Genomic DNA, 16,809 nt, shown 5'->3' with positions numbered 1-16,809 from the left:
CCGTCGGGGCTGACGGGCTAGGGCTGGTAGCCGAAGGTTTCGAAATCGCGGGCGTAATGGTCGCGCACGCGGATGCGGTCGGCGGGGCTCCATTCGATCTCCAGCGGGTCCGAGCGCAATTCATGCGGGTTCTGCTGGGGCGGGGCCACGCCCAGCCGCTCGGCCACGGCCGCCAGCGGCGCGGCAAGGCCGTCTTCCAGCTTGAAGACCTCGACATCCTTGCCCAGGAACTCCCATTGCGGGCGCAGGTGGTTGTCGAGATGGAACTTGGCGCGGCGCTGCAGGTCGAGGTTTTCCTCGACCCAGGGCGAAAAGGCGGGCAGGCCCTTCCAGAAACTGTCCTTGGCCAGCTGCGCCCGCATCCGGTATTCGCTTTCGATCCGGTGATAGGGGTTGCGCACGATGGTAAAGGCGTAGTCGAAGAAACCCTCGCCCAGCAGCGCCTCGATATCCTGCGCGCGATAATGCTGCGGCGTGCAGCGGCTGGCATGGGGGATGCCCATGGAAAACAGCCGCAGGGGGGCGATGCCCTTCATCCAGCTCTCGACCGAGGTGCCCCCCGCCTTCGGGATATGGATGAAGAGGATACGCTTGCCGTTATGCTGGATGAAGGGCACGACTCCCCCGCATGAACAACCCTTCCTTCTTAAAGAAAATCATAGGATTGATAGTCCTCGTCGTAGAACTTTTTTATCTTCTCAATAGCATTGGACGAAAGGCTATCAGCACTTATCTTGGGGCCACCCGCTTGCTTGTGGGGCAACTCCAGATCGCTACCTGCTCGCGCAGAAAGATCTAACACCAGATCATCCAGTTCACTCATTTGATATATCTTGGAATAGTAATCTTTATCACTCCCAAGATAAGACACCTGCGGCGCGGTATGATCCCGGATAGATTTCGAATGTTCCCTGTAAATTTCCAGTTTCTCCACAAAAACTTCAAGATCGGGATCTGGTTCCGCACCAGCCGAGATCGCATTTGGAGATAGGCGCTTTTCGCTAAGTTCTTTATGAAAACAAACTCGGTTGCTATAGCTTGACAAAAATCTTCTGATCGGATCTCGCACCACACACACTCTGTGATGATGCCGCAACCTATCATGTGGATTGTTCTGAAAAGGTACAGAAGGGTAATAGTTATGTATGTGGAAAACCATACCGTTCTTGGTAGAGGGATGGAATTCCCTTTCATTCTCTATGAAATAGAATACATGCTTTAGCGACGTGCAAGCTACCTTTGGCACGGGAAAGTAAGATAGGTTTATCTTATCAATGATGATTGCCATTCTTCTTCTCTGCGTTTTCAGTTGACTAACTCATGCCTGCCCTAGCGCATCCACCCCACGCGCCAAGATGCCGTCAATTGCAATGAGTTAGCTTCTTTCCAAGTATCGCCGACACCTTGTCCCAATCAGGCTTCTCCTGAAGAAAGTCGAAAATTTCAGAAACGTAAGGCGCGCCTTCTGCATATCTCTCATATTTTATGGTGTAGCATATGTCCGGGTTCCGCTTGCTGAACTCGTCATACATGCTGTTCGCACCCTTCACCATCGCAATTACATCGCTCTTTTCCCCGTTCTTCCACCATCCAGATTTTGATACCGCTTCATGGTCTCGCGTCTGAAAGATAAATCTTGCCTTGGGAAAATATTCTTTAATGATGCTAAGATATGTCTGGAAAAACTTCTTGTCTTCGTGAAATCGTATCTCCTTGAACCCGGAAACCCTGACGCCATCCGGGTTCTTCAGCACATCTCTTACAAATAAATCCATCATTGCACGCGAAAAATGATCAGCATCGACATTCTCGGCGCCATACCAGGGATCCTTGGGCGTCCCCAGAGTGTCCCTCAAAGATATGTGTCGCCTCTCGGGGGGCTTTACCTTTTGTTCCTGACGCCATGTATAATTGTCCCAATTCAGTACGACATTGGCAGCCCGGGCAAAGTGATACAAAAGGTTCCCGTTCTCTCCTCGGATGCAATACCCTGGGATGGAGTTCAGCAGGCTTTGCGTTAGGGTCGAACCCGACCGCCCATAAGTGACGACAAAAACATAACCGTCCTTGGGGGCATGCAGATCAGGATACAAGCTGGCGTCCATCTTTAGTCCCTTCTTGTTCTTTTTTCTTCTTCTCCGCAGCCTGCATGATTTCCAGCCGTCGGAGCAAGGGTGTCACGGCGCTGGTCCAGTCGCGGCCCTGCACATCGGCACGCGCCTGCGCCGAAAGCCGCAGCACCAGCTGGGGATCCCCGGCCAGGCGCGTCAGCGCGGACATCGCCTCGGCGATGGTTTCGCCCTGCGACAGGACGATCCCGTTCTCCCATTGCCGCACCACTTCGGTCACCGCACCCGTATCGGTCGCGATCGGGATGACGCCCGAGCGCATCGCCTCCAGGATCGTCAGCGGCAGCCCCTCGTAATAGGACGGCAGGAGGAAGACATCCGCCCATTCGAAGGCTTCCGCCAGCCCCTCGGGTGTGATCAGCGGCGGCTCCAACATGGTCGCGATGTCGCGCGGCATCTCAAGGGACATGTCGGCCATCACCGACTTTCCGATCAGCCGCCATTCGATGGGCAGGCGCGTCACCTTGGCCGTCTCGACGATGGAAACGAGCCGTTCCACCCCCTTCTGATGGTCAAGCCGTCCCAGATAGATGGCACGCAGCGGCGCGTCCGCCGCCCGATCCGCGCGCCTGGCCGCGATCCGCGCCGCCGCACCCTCGGGCAGGCCGAAGCTGGGCGCATTCGGCAGCGGCACGATCTTGTCGGCCGGCATGCCCATGGCATGGCACCAATCGGCAAGCTGGTGCGAGCATGGCAGGATCAGATCATAGGCATGTTCGAAGGCCAGGCCCAGGTAGGTACTGCCATTGTGGCGCCGGAAGGGGCTGAGGTCGCTCAGATGCAGCGAGACGGCCGTCTTCACGCCCAGGCGCCGCAGCGGCCCCATGACGCCGGAAATCGCGCCGCCATGGAAGTTGATCAGCATGTCCAGCCAGGCGAACATTGCGGTCGCATCACCTTGATCCCCAAAGCGCGACCAGTCCGGGACGCCTGTCCCGATATAGGAAGATGAGGCCGGTTCCCACATCTTGAAACCGGGGTCTGCCAGGAAGGTGACGCTGTCGAAAATCTCCCGCCATTCGTGGCTGTAGTTGCAGTTCGTGGCGTCGAGGATGAACAGATGCGGAATCCAGCCTTCGGCCTTCATCGCCTTTGCGACATTCAGCGCAACGCGTTCGACGCCTCCGAACTCGACCAGCGGCAGGGCAAAGCCGACATGGCGTCCCTCCGCCGCGACACGCGGATAGGCCGCCTTGGACCGGGTTGGCATCCGGGGGATCTCATGAGTCCTGGAGCGCCAGGATATTCCCGGAACCCGCCAGTCCCATTGCCGGGACAGAGCGTCCCGGAATGGCGATGCCTGATAGCGGGCCGCCAGCGCAACCAGGTCATGCGCTGCCGCGACATAGGGTTCTTCTTCCTTGTTGAACAGGACTTCCGGAAGTTGAAGGGAAAGCTTCGCGCTGGGAATATTGCAGGGCCGCGCCGCCAGGCCGGAGACCCAGGCGATCGAGCTGTCACGGACCACCTCGGAAAACAGTCCGGGACGGACCATCACCATGGCAGCACGAAGTTCGGTCGCACCCTGCGCATCCTCCTCGTGCCAACCGATACGCTCGGCCTCGCGCGGCTCTATCTCGAGCGCGGCGAAGCATTTGTCGGCAAGCCGGCGCTCCATCGTCCACAACACGCCATGCAGCAGCCGCGCATGGCGCAACTGGTCCAGCACCGCCGAATGCGTCATCACCAGGATCGGCGGGATGTGATGCTGGCTGTTGTCGGTCTGGGTGCGCCACCAGAGCTGTTCGAACTCGGCCATCGGAAGGCGGCGCGCATCCGGGGCGTCTGGATCGACCGTCAGCAGAACCTCGCTGCGATCTGCAAGGAAGAAGGCATAGCGCGGCGCCTCTTTCTGCTCCAGTTCCAGCAGCCCACGCGGATTGAAGAGCTTCTTGTGCTTCTTGCGCATCTCGCTGCGGATCGCCTCGGCGTCGCGCTCCGAGTCGGCCAGCATGCTTTCGGCCCTCTTGCGATAGAGAAAGCCGAAATTGTCGATGTTGTGGCCCCGAAACCCCGCCTCGGCAGCGGTCAGGAAGAAATCCCAGTCCTCGAAACCGGATTTGAACGAGGTGTCGAAATAGACCCCGGCGTCGAAGACCGTGCGGCGGATCAGGCTTCCCGCCTCGCATATGTTGATGACGGTATGGATCAGCAGCGAATAGTCCCCGCCATAGTCACTGTTCCAGCTGAGGCCGAACATGTCGATATTGGGATAGATCCAGCCGGCGTCGGGATGCTCGGCCAGCGCCGCCATGGCATTGGCCATCGCATCGGGGCGCAGGCGGTTGTCGGCGTCCAGCATGTAGATCGCCTCGACCGAAGGCCAGGTCGCCAGCGCGTGACGGATGCCGTGGTTGCGCGCATCGCTGAGCCCGCCATTGGGCTTGCGCAGATAGGTGATCCGGTCGGGATAGCTCAGCGCATATTCCCGGCAGACCAGGTCGGTCTCGCGATGCGGGCAGCCGTCGTTGACCAGGACCAGCCGGATCGGGAAATCCGCCCGCTGGGCCAGGACGCTTTCGATCGCCTCGGCCAGCAGCACCGAATGGCGAAAGATCGGCACGACCACCGCCAGCCGCGGCATCTGCACCGGCACCGTATCCGCGTCATCGGGGCGCAGGAGAACCTGTTGCATCGTTATCCCCCTCAGAACTGCAGGCAGATGTTCGAGAAGGTGGACCAGCCGTAATGGTTGCTGGAATGCCCCCGCGGCAGGCGCGTCATCAGATAGATGTCATGCGGCCTGTCCAGCGATTCGGGCAGCAGGACATGCGCCTGGCCTTCCTCCTCGGGCTGCAACCTGATCCAGCCGGAACCCAGCGCCGGGTCAAAGGCCGGCAGGCGGCCGGGCTGGTGCGGGCGCTGGTCCTGCGGCAGCAGCGCCAGCTGGTATTCGACCGGCGGCGCCTCGGCATGGCGGGTCAGAAGCGTGGCAAAGACCTGCCGCACCCCCGGCAGGGCCAGCCCCGCCAGGATGCCGCAGGCGGTCTGGTCGGGCAGCACATGGACCAGCAGCGCATCGCCGGACTGGAACAGCGGCACGGTATCGTGCAGCGTGTCCAGGCTGATCGCGGTCGCCAGCGTGTCCCGCTCGACCCGGCGCAGGCGGTTCTTGCCGCCGACCTGGATCAAGGCATTCGCCGGCACCGGCGCCCTGGCCCCGGCGATCCAGCGCCAGATCTGCAAGGCCGGCAGGGTCTCGACCGGCTGGCCGTCGACCTCGGGGTGGAAACGCGGCTCGGGATGCTGGACGGCGCTGGCCAGCCGGATCGTATCCCGGCCCTGATAGGCGATGTTCAGCATCAGGCTGATCGTGTCCGGCCCCAGCGCGCGGTCCAGCGAAAAGCGCAGCCAGCCCTGGGTCAGCCGCGCCGCCGGCACCTCCCAGATCGCCAGGGTCTCGTTGGTATCGGGGCTCAGCAGGCTGACGTTCAGCACCCCCTCGGACGGCGGCGTCTCGTTGCTGATCTGGATGGCGATGTCGCTCAGCCCGACGCTTGATCCCGGCAGCCGCTGCACCAGCCGCGAGCCGTTGCGCAGGGTGATCGGCAATTGCCCCGAGACCGGCGACAGCGTGGTCTCCAGCTTGCGATGCTGCGGCCCGTGCTGATAGACGAATTGCTCCAGGTTCTGGAAGCTGGCCTGGATCTCCTCGTGCTGCTGGCGCAAGAGGCCCAGTTCGCGCATGAACCGGGTCGAGCGTTGCGCGCTTTGCTGCTGGGCCTTGGTCATCTGCACCACCAGCCATTCCAGCACCTTGGCGCGGGCATCCGCGGTATCGGCCATCTCCAGCGGGATTTCTTCCGGCGCATCGGCATCCAGCTTGCTGCGCCACAGGCTTGCCAGCTTGGCCAGATGGCCCTTGCCGCTGTCCGACAGCGGCAGGCGGCCGATGACGCGCAGCGCCACCTGGTCCAGCGGCAGGGCCTGCCCGCCATCGTCGTTGAACGCGACATCGTCTGGCGTTCCGGATGCGACGATCAGCGATACCGGCAGAGACAGGGCGCGGACCTCGGCATAATCTTCGGGCGCTACGAGAATTGAGGCAAATTGTTTGGACATGGGAATGGCGATCACAGTGGGGGATGAGGGGACAGGGCGGCGAAACGGCCCACTAAGCAAACTAAACTCGTCGGTTTTTGCGACATTTGCGTCGGAATGGCAACCAGGCACGCGGTACGGTCGGGACGGTATCCTATGCGGTTGTATTAAGGCTACTTTGTGTCAGGCTTGCAAAGCGTTTCGCCCGCTCGCGCTCTGGCTGTGCCGGCAAAGCGCAAAGAACCGCTCATCCGGGCGGCGGGATGCCGCCGGATTGGCCTTGGCGCGGCCCGCTCGGCAAGATTCCCCCCGCGAATCCCCCCCGATTGGGGCATCGCGCCGGCTTTTGCCATCGCCCCGACCCATGCTATAGACCTTGGGCGGCGTTGCGAGATGGGCCGTGGCGCGCGAACCGCAACGCTGTTCCGCCGCACAACCATGACAAGATCCGCGCCCTCCGCAGCCGCGGCGGGAAACGGGAATGAGGGAAGATGAAGATACTGCTTGTGGGCGCGGGACTGTCGGGCGCGGTGATCGGGCGCCAGTTGGCCGAGGCCGGCCATGATTGCCGCATCATCGACAGCCGCCCGCATATCGGCGGCAATTGCCATACCGAGCGCGACCCCGAGACGGGCGTCATGCTGCATCTTTACGGCCCGCATATCTTCCATACCGACGACGCGGGGGTCTGGGACTATGTCAACCGCTTCGCCGAATTCGTGCCGTTCCAGAACCGGGTCAAGACCACCTCGCAGGGCGCGGTCTATTCGCTGCCGGTGAACCTGCACACCATCAACCAGTTCTTCGGCAAGACCCTGCGCCCGGACGAGGCGCGCGCCTTCATCGAAAGCCGCGCCGACCGCTCGATCGCCGAGCCGCAGAGCTTCGAGGAACAGGCGCTGCGCTTCGTCGGCCCGGAACTCTACGAGGCGTTCTTCAAGGGCTATACCGAAAAGCAATGGGGCTGCTCGCCGCGCGAATTGCCGGCCTCGATCCTCAAGCGCCTGCCGCTGCGTTTCAACTATGACGACAATTATTTCTTCCACCGCTTCCAGGGCATGCCGCGCGCCGGCTATACGGCGATGGTGGCGGCGATCCTGGATCATCCGCGCATCTCGGTCGAGCTGGAGACCCCCTATCGCCCCGAGATGGCCGAGCAGGCCGACCACCTGTTCTGGTCGGGACCGCTGGACGGGTTCTTCGACTACAGCCTGGGCCGGCTGGGCTATCGCACCCTGGATTTCGAGCGTTTCACCTATCAGGGCGATTACCAGGGCTGCGCGGTGATGAACTATGGCGACCGCGATGTGCCCTGGACGCGCATCACCGAGCACAAGCATTTCTCGCCCTGGGAAAGCCACGAGGCCAGCACCTGTTATCGCGAATATTCGCGCGCCGCCGGGCCGGGCGACATCCCCTATTACCCGATCCGCCTGGTCGAGGAGAAATCGCTTCTGGCGCAATATGTCGATCTGGCGCAGGCGCAGAAGGGCGTCACCTTCGTCGGCCGGCTGGGCACCTATCGCTATCTCGACATGGACGTGACCATCCGCGAGGCGCTGGACACGGCGGCGGTGTTTTTGGGGGCGGCAAAGGCGATGCCCAGTTTTGTTACATTACCGATATAATTCACGGTTACCAGAAGCAGGATCCCTACTCATGGGGCAGTTTGAAAGGACAATGCGTAAGCATGATGGTTCCCGCGTTCGGCAGGCAATGCGCCCCATGGGCAAGTATCCGCATAAATGCAGAGAGAGCCTTACATTTCAGCGACCCTGCTAGCGTGTGTAAAATGCCTCTCGCACCGAGGCAGTTGAGTAGGTCAAGAAAATCTCTGCGCTCCACGACGAAAATGCCGCAGATGCTTAGAAATTCGCCGGGATTTCCGGTCGCCGATGCAGAGTGCCGAGCGTTCGGCATTTTTTGGCAGAGTATTCCATTGCAAAAATGCGCCTACTAGGCGGGAGATCGACTCTGGGGCCGCTTTCTTGCCCTTTCACAAGTTCTGATTTTCTAGTATCAGCCAACGGCTCCACAATGCCATGAGCAGACCTCCTCAGGACTGCTCAAACCATATCAGAAGCGGGAACGACCAAGATGCAAGCCACAGACGATCATCACCTTAATACCCGTTTTCCGAATCTCAAACGAAATATCTTCATTGTTACTTACGGGCGCTCAGGCTCGACTCTGCTTCAGAATCTACTGATGACCATTCCAGGCTGCATTATACGTGGCGAGAACCATAACGCTATGGAGTCCATCTGGAATGCCGCGATTCGTTGCCGCATGACCAAGCAGACTTGGGGAAAGACAGAGCAACCCGCTAGCCACCCCTGGTATGGATCAGATCTGATAAAGCCGATAATGTTTGCACGCGGCATGATCGACTCCTTTACAAATCATGTCCTTTGTCCGCCAAGGGATTGCCGCTATTTTGGCTTCAAGGAGATCCGCTATAATGCATTTGGTGATCGGCTGCATGAAGTTTTGGATTTCATGCGCTTTCATTTCAAGGATGCTTTCTTCGTTTTCAATACGCGCGATGTCGATGCGGTGGCAAAATCTGCTTGGTGGAAGGATTGGAACGAAAGCGATGTCGTAAATCTTGTAAAAGGCTCTGATCGTCGATTTTCGGAGTACCATGCTGCGAATCCCGATTTTACTGCCTTGATTCGCTATGAACAGTTCTCCAACGATCCGCAGGCATTGCGGCCCCTGTTCGACAAGCTCAGCGAGCCTTTGGATGAAGCGGCGATTCGTGCCGTCCTGAACAATAAGCTGACGCACTAAAAAGGGCCGCCCTCCATTGATTGGGCGACCTCTTGGCAATGCAATCAGACTGGCACCACCTTCGGCCGGAAGGTCATCCCCCTCGCAATCGCCCGGAAGATCTCCCGCCGCATCCGCCAGGGCACATTGCCGCCCTTCATCTGCAAATGCACACCATAGGCATAGGCCAGCACGCCCATCAGGCCCGCCTCGCGCCGACGCCAGGAGGCCTCGTTGCGGGCGCCGTATTTGAACTTCCACAGGCTCTTTTCGTCCACGAGGCCGAAATTCACCCCGCGGTTGTCCGGCGTGTCGTGGATCACCCGGCTTTCGGGACAGAAAATGCCCGGATAGGACCGCGACAGCCGCCGGGTATATTCCGCATCGTCGAACCAGATGAAGTAATCCGCGATCGGCAACCCGTGCTTTTCCACCGCCCAACGCGGAATCAGGATCGACACGAACGAGGCGGAATCGACCAGCGCCCAGGCCGCCTCGGGATGCAGGAACCGCGGCCAGTCCCAGACCGGGCGCGGCGTGTTCATCTCGCACAGCGTGCCGTCGATCCATTCCACCCGCGAACAGGCAAAGCTGGGCCGCCATTCGTGCCGCGCCTCGAAGGCGGTGATGGCATGGACCAGCCGCTCGATCGCATCCGGCTGCGGATAGGCGTCGTCGTCCGAAACCCAGAAATAATGCGCCCCCAACCCATAGGCGGCCTTGAGCCCCGCGTGAAAGCCGCCGGCGCCGCCGACGTTCTTGGGCAGGCGCAGATAGCGGATGCTCAGGTCGTCGCGGGCACGCGCCTCGACCAGGGCCTGGGTGTCGTCGGTCGAGGCATTGTCCACCACCAGGATGACATCGGGCCGCCGCGTCTGGCCGTCCAGCGCATCCAGCACCTTCATCAGCTTGGCCGAACGGTTGAACGTCACGATCACCGCGGCGGTCTTGCTCAATGCGCTCATCCGGAAAAACTACTCCTGCTGGCCCGAGGCCGCCTTTTGATAGACGGGCATCAGGATTTCCTCGGCGGTGGGGTCGGCCGTCAAGCCGGTCCAGGCGCGGACCAGCGCCTCGCGCTGCCGGGACAGGAAGGCGGCATCGCGCCACAGCCGGTCCACCGCCGCGACGATCCCCTTCACGCAGGCCTGCGGCTCCAGCGGCACCAGCAGATCCTGGGGCACGATCTCGGCCTGCGAGCCGACATCGGTCGAGATGGGGATGCAGCCCTGTTCCACCGCCTCGTAGCAGACCAGCGCCAGCCCCTCGTTGTTCGAGGGCAAGAGCAGGATGTCCGATTGCCGCAGGATCTCGGGCACCGGCGCATCGGCGGGCAGCAGCGCGACGCGATCGGCAAGCCCGTAGCGGCGCAGCAAGTCGCGGACCGTGTCCAGGAACGGCCCCTCGCCGACGATCTTGCCGGTCAGCTCGACATCGTTGCGCCTCGCCCAGGCGGCCAGCGCGCGAAACGCTTCGGCCACCACGACCGGGCGCTTCTGGTAATAAAGCCGGCCCACGAAGGCGACCTGGAGCCGCTTCTTGCCGGGCTGCATGTTCAGCTCGGGCAGGCCCTTGGGATGCCCGGACCGATCCAGCATCCGACCCAGCCGGACCTTGCCGATGACATGGAAATGCTCGCGATAGTAATCGACCAGCTCCTTGCTGATCACGTGGTGGATGTCGATGAAATTCGACCAGACGCCCGAGCTGCGCGGAAAGCCGCCATCGGCATATTCGACGATATGCGTGCTGTCGATCACCTCGACCCAGGGCAGGTTGGCGCGGATCTGCGGCAGCGACTCGTAAAGCGGCCGGCAGTGATGGATATGGATCAGCCGGATGTTCTCGGCCAGGGCCAGCTGCTCGACATAGCGCGGCCACAGGTGATGGGGCAGATAGCGGTCGAGGCGCAGGAAGGTCACGTCCGGGCTGTCGGGCAGTTTCCCGGCCAGGCGCTGGATCGAGGGCACGCCGGCCGCGACAAAGACCCGCAGCCCCGCCTGCTGCGCCCAGCGAATGGTGTCGAAGCCCAGCTTTTCGGCGCCGCCGACCTCCAGCCAATGCATGCCGATCAGGATCGCCGGGCGCTTGCCGGTTTCCGGCGGCCGCGGCGGCGGCAGCAGGGAAGACCCGTCGCCCCGCAACAGCGAGACCCGCGGATGGCGCTTGACCGAGCGGCGCTTGCGCAGCATTTCCGCCTGATAGCGGATCTTCTCATAGACCAGCGGCGCCAGCCGGTGCACGGCCCGCAGCCGCCTGATCGGCGCCCAGGGCGCGTCCATCTGCTTGACCTCGCCGGGCAGCGGCTTGCGGGGGATGGACAGGGTGATCGTCACGCTGGCAGCGCCGGGATGGGTGCCGGGCCGCTCGAACTGGCCCAGGAACTGCGCATTTACGTGCTGGGGCTGGAAGGTGAAGGGGCCCTCGATGACGCTGGGCGCGCTCCAGACCGGATCATTGCCCTCGTAGAGGATGAAATGCAGCCTCTGCGTGGGATAGAGGCGGGAATAGATGGAAACGATCTCGGCGATCTCGCGCTGGATATGCTCGGCTGGATCCTCGCCGACGGGGGCGAGTGCGGTCATGCTGGTCATGCTGCTGCGCGTCTCATCTGCCTGGGCTTTCCCTTTTGCCTGCGGTGTAATCGAGAACGGCATGAAGGGAAAGCCACTAGCGGCCTTGCCAGCCGTTCTGCGCAAGGGTGCGCAGATTGTCGCCACAGCCGTGCGGCAAAGGCCCCGTTCGCCCCATGGTTGCACATGACCTCACGGCCCGCGACGTTTTCGTCAAGGAAACCGAAGGCCGGGGCGGCTATGGTGGCCTCGCGCGGTGATTCGCGCCGCGGGCCCTGGCCCGGCGTCTTCTGATCGCGGAGGTCATGCATGGCGGGCAAGGCAAGATCCTGGTGGGGCGGCGCGGCGGCTGTCGCGGTTCTGGTCGTGCTGGGCTGGCTGGCCTGGCAGAACCGGGCCCAGGACGGGCAGCTTGCCGGCATCGCCTCGGGCAATGGCCGGATCGAGGCGACCGAGATCGACATCTCGGCCCTCTCCGCCGGCCGCATCGCCCGCATCCAGGCGGCCGAGGGCCAGTTCGTGCGCAAGGGCGAGGTGCTGGTGCAGATGGACACCCTGCAACTGGACGCGCAGAAGCGCCAGGCCGAGGCGCAGCTGCGCCGCGCCCGCATCGGGGTCGAGACCGCGCAAAGCCTGGTGACGCAGGCCGAAGCGCAGCACAAGGCCGCCGAGGCCACGGTCGAGCAGGCGCGGGCGGCGGCGGATGCGGCGGCGGCGCGACTGGCGCGCACCGAAAGCCTGGCGCGCAGCAATGTCGCCTCGCAGCAGGTGCTGGACGACGTGCGGGCCTCGGGACGCGAGACGCAGGCTGCCTTGGCCTCGGCCGAGGCCAACCTGGCCGCCGCCGAGGCCGGGATCGGCACCGCCCGCGCCCAGGTCGTCGATGCCGAGGCGGCGGTGGACGCGGCCCAGGCCGCGATCGAGGCCATCGAGGTGCAGATCGGCGACGCCACGCTGCAATCGCCGCGCGACGGCCGGGTGCAATACCGCATCGCGCAAGAGGGCGAGATCGTCGCGGCAGGCGGGCGCATCCTGAACCTGGTCGATCTCGAGGATGTCTACATGACCTTCTTCCTGCCCACCTCGCAGGCCGGCCGGGTCGAGGTCGGGGCCGAGGCGCGGCTGGTCATGGACGCCGCCCCGCAATACGCGATCCCGGCGCGGATTTCCTATGTCGCGGATGTGGCGCAGTTCACGCCCAAGACCGTCGAGACCGCCGAGGAGCGCGAAAAGCTGATGTTCCGCGTCCGCGCCCAGGTCGATCCCGAATTGCTGCGCAAATACAGCAATTACGTCAAGACCGGCCTGCCCGGCATGGCCCATGTCCGCATCGACCCCGAGGTCGCCTGGCCCGATACGTTGTCCAACCTGGTAGAATGACCGTCCTGCCCGACCCTTCCGACGACCCGCCGGTGGCCGAGATCACCGGCGTCTCGCTGCGCTATCGCAAGGCCGTGGCGCTGGACAGGGTCACGCTGGCCGTTCCCGCCGGGCGCATGGTCGGGCTGATCGGCCCCGACGGCGTCGGCAAGTCCAGCCTCTTGTCGCTGATCGCCGGGGCGCGGGTGATCCAGCAGGGCCGGGTCCGGGTGCTGGGCGGCGACATGGGCGACGCGCATCAGCGCGCCCGCCTCTGCCCGCGCATCGCCTATATGCCGCAGGGGCTGGGCCGGAACCTTTATCCCACGCTGTCGGTGGCCGAGAACCTGGATTTCTTCGGCCGGCTTTTCGGCCACGGCCCGGCCGAGCGCGCGCGCCGCATCGACGCGCTGCTGGCCGCGACCGGCATGTCGCCGTTCCGCGACCGCCCCGCCGCCAAGCTTTCCGGCGGCATGAAGCAGAAGCTGGGCCTGTGCTGCGCGCTGATCCACGACCCGGACCTGCTGATCCTGGACGAGCCGACCACCGGCGTCGATCCGCTGTCCCGCCGCCAGTTCTGGGAGCTGATCGCCCGCATCCGCCGCGACCGCCCGGGCATGAGCGTCATCACCGCCACCGCCTATATGGAGGAAGCCGCCGGCTTCGACTGGCTGGTGGCGATGGACGCGGGCCGGGTGCTGGCCACCGGCAGCCCGGCCGAGCTGCTCGACCGCACCGGGGCCGAGGATCTGGACCGCGCCTTCATCGCGCTTCTGCCCGACAGCGAAAGGCGCGGGCACGAGCCGGTCTCGATCCCGCCGCGCCGGGCCGAGGACGGCGAGCCCGCCATCGAGGCGCGGCACCTGACCATGCGCTTCGGCGATTTCACTGCCGTCGACGACGTCAGCTTCCGCATCGAAAAGGGCGAGATCTTCGGCTTTCTCGGCTCGAACGGCTGCGGCAAGACCACGACCATGAAGATGCTGACCGGCCTTCTGCAGCCCAGCGAGGGCACGGCGCAGCTGTTCGGCGCCGCGCTCGACCCCTCGGACATGGCGGTGCGGCGCCGGGTCGGCTTCATGAGCCAGTCCTTCTCGCTTTATTCCGAACTGACGGTGCGGCAGAACCTCGACCTGCATGCGCGGCTTTTCGGCATGGAGGCGGGGCAGGTCGCGGACCGGGTCCGGCGGATGATCGACCGCTTCGGGCTGGCGGGCGTCGCGGACGACCTGCCCGACGCGCTGCCGCTCGGCATCCGCCAGCGCCTGTCGCTGGCCGTGGCGATGATCCACGGCCCCGAGATCCTGATCCTGGACGAGCCGACCTCGGGCGTCGATCCAGTGGCGCGCGACGCCTTCTGGCGCATGCTGGGCGAGCTGTCGCGCCAGGACGGGGTGACGATCTTCGTCTCGACCCATTTCATGAACGAGGCCGAGCTTTGCGACCGCATCTCGCTGATGCATGCCGGCCGGGTGCTGGTCAGCGACACGGCCCAGGCGATCAGGCAGGCCAAGGGCGCGGCGACGCTGGACGACGCCTTCGTCGCCTATCTGCAAGAGGCGATCGGCGACGAGCCCCCGCCCGCGCCGCTTGCCGATGCGCCCGAGGCGCCGGCGCCGCCCGGCGGCTGGTTCAGCCTGCGGCGGATGCTCAGCTATTCCCGGCTGGAATCGCTGCAACTGCGGCGCGACCCGATCCGGCTGACCCTGGCGCTGCTGGGCAGCCTGATCCTGATGTTCGTCATCGGCTACGGCATCAACATGGATGTCGAGGATCTCAGCTTTGCGGTGCTCGACCGCGACCAGACCGCGACCTCGCGCGACTATGTGCTGGACATCGCCGGCTCGCGCTATTTCACCGAAACCGCGCCGCTGGCGGGCTATGATGACATGGACGCCCGCATGCGCAGCGGCAACCTTGCCCTGGCCATCGAGATCCCGCCCGGCTTTGCCCGCGACGTGGCGCGCGGCGGCGCGGTGCAGGTCGGCGCCTGGATCGACGGCGCCAACCCGACGCGGGCCGAAACCGTGCGGGGCTATGTCCAGGGCATGCATGCCGACTGGATCATGCGCAAGACGCGCGAGGCCCATGGCGAGGCGGCGGTGCAGGGCGCCTTCGAACTGGTGACGCGCTTTCGCTACAATCCCGACGTGAAAAGCATCGTCGCCATGGTGCCGGCGGTGATCCCGCTGCTTCTGCTGCTGATCCCGGCGGTGCTGACCACGCTCAGCGTGGTGCGCGAAAAGGAACTGGGCTCGATCATCAATTTCTACGTCACCCCGGTCACGCGGCTGGAATTCCTGATCGGCAAGCAATTGCCCTATGTGGCGCTGGCGATGCTGAACTTCGCGCTGATGACCGGTTTCGCGGTCTTTGCGTTCCGGGTGCCCTTCACCGGCAGCCTGGCGGCCTTTTCGCTGGCCGCGGCGCTTTACGTCTGCGCCACCACGGCCATGGGGCTGCTGATTTCCTCGTTCATGCGCAGCCAGGCGGCGGCGCTGTTTGCGACCGTGCTGCTGACCATGATCCCCGGCGCGCAATATTCCGGGCTGCTGGACCCGGTTTCGTCGCTGCAAGGCGTGGGCCGCGCCATCGGCGAGATCTATCCGACCACGCATTTCATCATCGCCTCGCGCGGGGCCTTCTCCAAGGGGCTGGGCTTCGACGACCTGGGCATGGCCTTCGCGGCGCTGGCGGCGGCGGGGCCGCTGATCCTGGGGCTCAGCGCGATCCTGCTGAGGAAACAGGCCAAATGAAGCTGCGCAACGTCTGGAACCTGGGCATCAAGGAGTTGCGCGGGCTGTGGCGCGACCCGGCCATGCTGCTGCTGATCGTCTATGCCTTCTCGCTGTCGATCTATACCGAATCCAAGGCGATGCCGGAAAGCCTGTCCAACGCCGCCATCGCCGTGGTGGACGAGGACCGCTCGGCGCTTTCCGAGCGCATGGTTTCGGCCTTCACCCCGCCCTATTTCGGCACGCCGCGGCTGATCACCACCACCCAGATGGACCGCCGCATGGACGAGGGGCTGGACACTTTCGCGCTGGACATCCCGCCCGATTTCCAGCGCGACCTGCTGGCCGGCCGCCATCCCGCGATCCAGCTGAACGTGGACGCCACCCGGATGAGCCAGGCCTTCACCGGCAGCGGCTATGTCCAGCAGATCGTGACGGCCGAGGTCTCGGAGTTCCTGGCCGGCCATCGCGGGGACGCCGCCCCGCCGGTCGAGCTGGCGCTGCGGGCGCGCTACAATCCGTCGCTGGACGCGGGCTGGTTCGGGGCGATCAACAGCGTCATCGACGCCGTGACCATGCTGTCGATCATCCTGACCGGCGCCGCGCTGATCCGCGAAAAGGAACATGGCACCGTCGAGCACCTGCTGGTCATGCCGGTGACTGCGGCCGAGATCATGCTGTCCAAGATCTGGACCATGGGGCTGGTGGTGCTGCTGGCCTCCAGCCTTGCCATCACCGTGGTGGTGCAGATGGCCTTGCAGGTGCCGGTGGCGGGCTCGGTGCCGCTGTTCATCGCCGCGGCGGCCTTGATGCTGTTCGCGACCACCTCGATGGGCATCTTCCTGGCCACCATGGCCGGGTCGATGCCGCAATTCGGCCTGCTTCTGATGCTGGTGCTGTTCCCGCTCCAGGTGCTGTCGGGCGGCATGACCCCGCGCGAAAGCATGCCCGACATCATCCGGGCGCTGATGTCGCTGGCGCCCAACACGCATTTCGTCATCCTGTCGCAGGGCGTGCTGTTCCGGGGCGCGGGGCTGGGGGTGGTCTGGCCGCAGCTCCTGGCGCTGGCAGTGATCGGCGGCGTTCTGTTCTGGCTGGCGCTGCGGCAGTTCCGCCGCTTCCTGGCCTGAGCCCCGACTGGCCCGGCCCCGGACCGAGAGAAGCCGGACCCGAAGGCCCGGCAGTCGATACCATGTCAAA

Annotated in this window: 12 protein-coding genes; 5 read left to right on the top strand and 7 right to left on the bottom strand. The window is 63.8% G+C overall.

What is annotated here, in order from left to right; translation table 11 throughout:
* Window positions 1–17: 17 nt before the first annotated feature.
* The 5 genes from ACNKFW_RS20765 to ACNKFW_RS20745 form a co-directional block, all read right to left on the bottom strand.
* A complete protein-coding gene (locus ACNKFW_RS20765; RefSeq protein WP_028710188.1) occupies window positions 18–617 on the bottom strand; it encodes a sulfotransferase family 2 domain-containing protein in 600 nt (199 codons plus the stop codon).
* A 29-nt stretch (window positions 618–646) separates the two neighbouring features.
* Window positions 647–1,288: a sulfotransferase family 2 domain-containing protein gene (locus tag ACNKFW_RS20760; protein ID WP_333484420.1), complete on the bottom strand. Its 642-nt coding sequence runs from the start codon at window positions 1,286–1,288 to the stop codon at window positions 647–649.
* Between the two features lie 73 nt (window positions 1,289–1,361).
* Complete coding sequence (locus tag ACNKFW_RS20755) at window positions 1,362–2,105, bottom strand: sulfotransferase (protein ID WP_333484419.1); 744 nt, start codon at window positions 2,103–2,105, stop codon at window positions 1,362–1,364.
* A complete protein-coding gene (locus ACNKFW_RS20750) occupies window positions 2,083–4,764 on the bottom strand; it encodes a glycosyltransferase (protein WP_333484418.1) in 2,682 nt (893 codons plus the stop codon). The genes ACNKFW_RS20755 and ACNKFW_RS20750 overlap by 23 nt, the downstream gene beginning before the upstream one ends.
* Before the next feature lie 11 nt (window positions 4,765–4,775).
* Window positions 4,776–6,191 carry a DUF6212 domain-containing protein gene (locus tag ACNKFW_RS20745; RefSeq protein WP_028710187.1) on the bottom strand — a complete coding sequence of 472 codons (1,416 nt, stop codon included), beginning with the start codon at window positions 6,189–6,191 and terminating at the stop codon, window positions 4,776–4,778.
* 470 nt (window positions 6,192–6,661) lie between these two features.
* Between ACNKFW_RS20745 and ACNKFW_RS20740 the strand changes: the two genes are divergently transcribed.
* Complete coding sequence (locus ACNKFW_RS20740) at window positions 6,662–7,798, top strand: UDP-galactopyranose mutase (protein ID WP_418025576.1); 1,137 nt, start codon at window positions 6,662–6,664, stop codon at window positions 7,796–7,798.
* 469 nt (window positions 7,799–8,267) lie between these two features.
* Entirely contained in the window at window positions 8,268–8,963 is a 696-nt protein-coding gene (locus tag ACNKFW_RS20735; protein ID WP_074990646.1) for a sulfotransferase, read from the top strand.
* Between the two features lie 44 nt (window positions 8,964–9,007).
* Here the strand turns inward: ACNKFW_RS20735 and ACNKFW_RS20730 are convergent, their stop codons facing one another.
* Window positions 9,008–9,907 (bottom strand): glycosyltransferase family 2 protein, encoded by a 900-nt coding sequence (locus tag ACNKFW_RS20730; protein ID WP_051419567.1) that lies wholly within the window; start codon window positions 9,905–9,907, stop codon window positions 9,008–9,010.
* Window positions 9,908–9,916: 9 nt separating this feature from the next.
* The gene (locus ACNKFW_RS20725; RefSeq protein WP_418025574.1) at window positions 9,917–11,527 is read right to left on the bottom strand and encodes a glycosyltransferase; all 1,611 of its coding nucleotides are present in this window, start codon (window positions 11,525–11,527) and stop codon (window positions 9,917–9,919) included.
* 297 nt (window positions 11,528–11,824) lie between these two features.
* On the opposite strand from ACNKFW_RS20725, the gene ACNKFW_RS20720 reads away from it, so the two are divergent.
* Genes ACNKFW_RS20720 through ACNKFW_RS20710 form a run of 3 tightly spaced genes read left to right on the top strand, consistent with a single transcriptional unit; the run spans window position 11,825 to window position 16,739 of the window.
* A complete protein-coding gene (locus ACNKFW_RS20720; protein ID WP_028710183.1) occupies window positions 11,825–12,895 on the top strand; it encodes an HlyD family secretion protein in 1,071 nt (356 codons plus the stop codon).
* Window positions 12,892–15,630 carry a ribosome-associated ATPase/putative transporter RbbA gene (gene rbbA, locus ACNKFW_RS20715; protein WP_333484415.1) on the top strand — a complete coding sequence of 913 codons (2,739 nt, stop codon included), beginning with the start codon at window positions 12,892–12,894 and terminating at the stop codon, window positions 15,628–15,630. The genes ACNKFW_RS20720 and rbbA overlap by 4 nt, the downstream gene beginning before the upstream one ends.
* On the top strand, window positions 15,627–16,739 hold the full coding sequence (locus ACNKFW_RS20710; protein WP_333484414.1) for an ABC transporter permease: 1,113 nt from the start codon (window positions 15,627–15,629) through the stop codon (window positions 16,737–16,739). The genes rbbA and ACNKFW_RS20710 overlap by 4 nt, the downstream gene beginning before the upstream one ends.
* Window positions 16,740–16,809 lie beyond the last annotated feature (70 nt).

The sequence above is a fragment of the Paracoccus sp. TD-10 genome (assembly GCF_048270675.1).
Classification (GTDB): Bacteria; Pseudomonadota; Alphaproteobacteria; order Rhodobacterales; family Rhodobacteraceae; genus Paracoccus; species Paracoccus pantotrophus.
Note: the sequence above shows the minus strand (reverse complement) of the source record. Positions and strands in the feature narration are given on the sequence as shown.

What these genes read in the sequence shown, in the direction of transcription:
- ACNKFW_RS20760 (WP_333484420.1), bottom strand. Translation starts at nt 1,288, where the DNA reads ATGGCAATCATCATTGATAAGATAAACCTATCTTACTTTCCCGTGCCA.
- ACNKFW_RS20755 (WP_333484419.1), bottom strand. Translation starts at nt 2,105, where the DNA reads ATGGACGCCAGCTTGTATCCTGATCTGCATGCCCCCAAGGACGGTTAT.
- ACNKFW_RS20750 (WP_333484418.1), bottom strand. Translation starts at nt 4,764, where the DNA reads ATGCAACAGGTTCTCCTGCGCCCCGATGACGCGGATACGGTGCCGGTG.
- ACNKFW_RS20745 (WP_028710187.1), bottom strand. Translation starts at nt 6,191, where the DNA reads ATGTCCAAACAATTTGCCTCAATTCTCGTAGCGCCCGAAGATTATGCC.
- ACNKFW_RS20740 (WP_418025576.1), top strand. Translation starts at nt 6,662, where the DNA reads ATGAAGATACTGCTTGTGGGCGCGGGACTGTCGGGCGCGGTGATCGGG.
- ACNKFW_RS20735 (WP_074990646.1), top strand. Translation starts at nt 8,268, where the DNA reads ATGCAAGCCACAGACGATCATCACCTTAATACCCGTTTTCCGAATCTC.
- ACNKFW_RS20730 (WP_051419567.1), bottom strand. Translation starts at nt 9,907, where the DNA reads ATGAGCGCATTGAGCAAGACCGCCGCGGTGATCGTGACGTTCAACCGT.
- ACNKFW_RS20725 (WP_418025574.1), bottom strand. Translation starts at nt 11,527, where the DNA reads ATGACCGCACTCGCCCCCGTCGGCGAGGATCCAGCCGAGCATATCCAG.
- ACNKFW_RS20720 (WP_028710183.1), top strand. Translation starts at nt 11,825, where the DNA reads ATGGCGGGCAAGGCAAGATCCTGGTGGGGCGGCGCGGCGGCTGTCGCG.
- rbbA (WP_333484415.1), top strand. Translation starts at nt 12,892, where the DNA reads ATGACCGTCCTGCCCGACCCTTCCGACGACCCGCCGGTGGCCGAGATC.
- ACNKFW_RS20710 (WP_333484414.1), top strand. Translation starts at nt 15,627, where the DNA reads ATGAAGCTGCGCAACGTCTGGAACCTGGGCATCAAGGAGTTGCGCGGG.